The sequence below is a fragment of the Microbacterium sp. 13-71-7 genome (assembly GCF_002257455.1).
Lineage (GTDB): Bacteria > Actinomycetota > Actinomycetes > Actinomycetales > Microbacteriaceae > Microbacterium.
The window spans coordinates 1-3,294 of the sequence record NZ_NCKN01000334.1; the positions used below are offsets into that span (position 1 = coordinate 1).

Below are 3,294 nucleotides of genomic sequence, written 5' to 3' on the forward strand. Positions count from 1 at the left end.
GTTAAGATCGGGACCATACGAAGTGACCTGCTGGTGAAAGGGCCGGGGCTGATCTCTGAAAGAGAGCCCCCGCATGGCAGGAAACGTCGTCGGCGTCGTCACCATTGAGGTAGACGCGGATGCATCGGAAGTCCCCGACAAGGTCAAGAAGTCCGCCACCGGCGGCATGGATGGCGTCGGCGCCGCGCTCGGTGCCGCTCTCGGCAAGGGCCTTGCCGCGTCCGCTGTCGTCGCCGGTAGCGCCGTCGCCGGGATCCTCGGCACGTCCCTCGCCAAGGGATTCAGCCGCCTGGATGCCATCGACCAAGCGACGGCGAAGCTGGTCGGCCTCGGCAACTCCGCGGCGGACGTCAAGGCGATCATGAACGCCGCCACGGCAGCCGTGAAAGGCACATCGTTCGGACTCGGCGAAGCGGCCTCGGCGGCGGCCCAATTCGCCGCCGCGGGCATCCCGCTCGACGGCATGCAGCGGTCCCTCACGATCCTCGGATCCACCGCCTCCGTCGCGGGCGTCTCGATGAGCGAGATGACCCAGATCTTCGGCAAGGTGGCCGCCACCGGCAAGCTCTCCGGCGAGGTTGTCGCGCAGTTGGGCGAGCGCGGCGTGCCGATCCTCTCGATGCTCAGCAAGCAACTCGGCGTGACCACCGAGGACGTCTCCAAGATGGTCTCGTCGGGACAGATCGACTTCCAGACCTTCCAGACGACGCTAGAGGGCGCCCTGGGCCCCGCCGCGCTCGCGATGGGCCAGACCTTCCAGGGCATGCTCTCCAACATCGGCGCGGCGATGGGCCGCATGGGCGCCGCCCTCGAAAAGCCGATCTTCGAGGCACTGAAAAGCGTGCTGCCGTCCGTCATCCACCTGTTCGATGAACTCACCAAGGCGGCTACGCCCATCGGCGAGGCCATCGGGCAGAAGGTCGCCCCGGCGTTCGCGGCGTTCGGGCGCGCGCTGAACTCGATCAACCTCACAGGTTCGCTCTCCGGCGTGCAGGCGTTCGGCGCCGCGCTGGCACCGCTCGCACCGCTCCTCGCCGTGCTCGGCGTGATGGCCGCCGGAGCGCTGTCCAAGATGGCGGTGATCGGCCCCATCCTGCAACCGCTGCTCTCGCCGATCACCGCGCTCAGCGCCGCCCTCGGCCCGCTCGGGATCGCGTTCGCTGCTCTCGGCGCGACGCTCGCCGCGGTGAAGCCGGAGACGCTGACCGCCGGATTCACCGCGCTGGTGAACACGCTCCCGGGCATGATCTCCGGCCTGGTCAACGGCGTCGTCTCCGCGGTCGCCACGCTGATCCCGGCGATGGTCTCCAACCTCGTCGGCAACATCCCGATCCTGGTGAGCGGCGTCACCGCGCTGGTCACCGCCATCATCACGACACTCACCGGCGCCCTGCCCGGCGTCATCACCGCGCTGGTGTCGATCCTCCCTGGCATCGTGTCGGCGTTCGCCACGCTGATCCCCAACGTCGTCGGCGCGATCACCTCCGCGGTGCCGCTGCTCGTCGGCGCCATCGGATCCGCCATCCCCGCAATCATCGGCGCGCTCGCGGGCGCACTGCCTGCGGTGATTCAGGCGGGCGTCGGCATGGTCACCGGCCTGGTGAACGGGATCCTCTCGGTGCTGCCGATGGTCGTCCAGGCGTTCACGACGATGATCCCCCAGATCGTCGCCGCGGTCACCGGCGCCATCCCCGTGCTCGTCAGCGCGCTCACCTCGGCCATCCCGATGCTCGCGCAGGCCGGGATCCAGATGATCACCGGGCTGGTGACCGGGATCACCACGATGATGCCGATGGTCCTCCAAGGGATCATCTCGGCCATCCCGATGCTCATCCAGGCCGTGCTCACGATCATCCCGCAGTTGATCACGGCCATCATCGGCCTGATCCCCGTGGTCGTGCAGGCAGGGATCCAGTTGTTCACCGGCCTGGTGACGGCTCTCGTCACGGCGATCCCGCTGATCATCACGCAACTCGTGACCATGCTCCCGCAGTTGGTCACCTCGCTGGTCTCGATGATCCCGACGCTGATCACGACGGGGCTCCAGTTGTTCCTCTCGCTCGTGCAAGCGATCGTCACCGCGATCCCCCAGATCATCACCGCGGTGGTGAACCTGCTCCCCGACCTCGTCTCGACGCTGCTCGGCATGATCCCAACACTCATCACCACGGGCATCGACCTGTTCATCTCGCTGGTGACCGCGCTTGCCGAGGCGCTGCCGCAGATCATCTCCGCCGTGGTGGCGATCCTGCCGCAGTTGGTCTCCGCCCTGATCGGCATGATCCCCACGCTGATCAACGCGGGCATCCAACTGTTCATCTCGCTGGTGCAGTCCATCCCCCAGGCGCTCCCCGCGATCCTCAACGCCCTGATCTCGATGGCGCCGCAGTTGGTCTCCGCCATCGTCTCGATGGTCCCGCAGTTGGTCTCCGCGGGCGTCGATCTCATCGGCGGGCTCGTGCAGGGCCTCATGTCCGCGGCCGGTGACGTCGGCGCGGCGCTGCTCCAGATCGCGCAGGACGCCGTCGGCAACTTCCTGTCCTTCCTCGGCATCCACAGCCCCAGCCGCCTGTTCGCGGGCTTCGGCCAAGACACGATGGCGGGCTACGTGAAGGGCGTGGACAAGATGGCGGCGACCGTCTCGGACTCGCTGCTGAACATGGTGAAGCCCATCGCCGCGCGGATGACCGTGGACAACGAAGTGAGCGACGTCCTGAAACCGCTCCGGAACACCGTCAACGTGGACTCGGCCGCGACGACCGCCAACCCGTTCCGCCCGGCTGCGCCGCCCGCGGACCCGCGGAGCGGCACCGCTGCGGCCGGTACGACCGTCAACGTGGAAGCGGGCGCCATCGCGATCCACGGCGCCGACGCCTACAAGGCCGCTATCGAGGTCGAAGACCGGTTCGCGGAACTCGGTGCGAAGTGATCTTCACGGCTCTCGCACTCGTGCTGTTCGTGGTCCTCGTCATGCTCGTCCTGGACTCCGACGGGCCCGTAGACTGAGGCCGTTACTTCGTATCGGCTGAGCCCCTGTCGCGTTCATCGTGGCGGGGGCTTCGTCGTCTCTCTGGGAGGCGATGCGGTGCGTATACGGTGCAGGGCACTTTCCCGGATACGAGAAAAGCCCCGTGACCGGGGCTTTTCCTCTGTGCGCGATACTGGGATCGAACCAGTTCTGGGCCGAAAACACGGGGTGTACGCTTAGTCACGCGTGTCAACGAAACGGCCACAAATATGCGCGCATGCGCAGCACGTCAACCGCTGCACCGACCCGCAGGGGCGGACGGTATA

General features: G+C 67.2%; 1 protein-coding gene. It reads left to right on the plus strand.

The features are described 5' to 3' along the window. Positions 1-73: 73 nt before the first annotated feature. A complete protein-coding gene (locus B7X32_RS19760) occupies positions 74-2,929 on the plus strand; it encodes a tape measure protein (protein WP_292723662.1) in 2,856 nt (951 codons plus the stop codon). Positions 2,930-3,294: the final 365 nt, after the last annotated feature.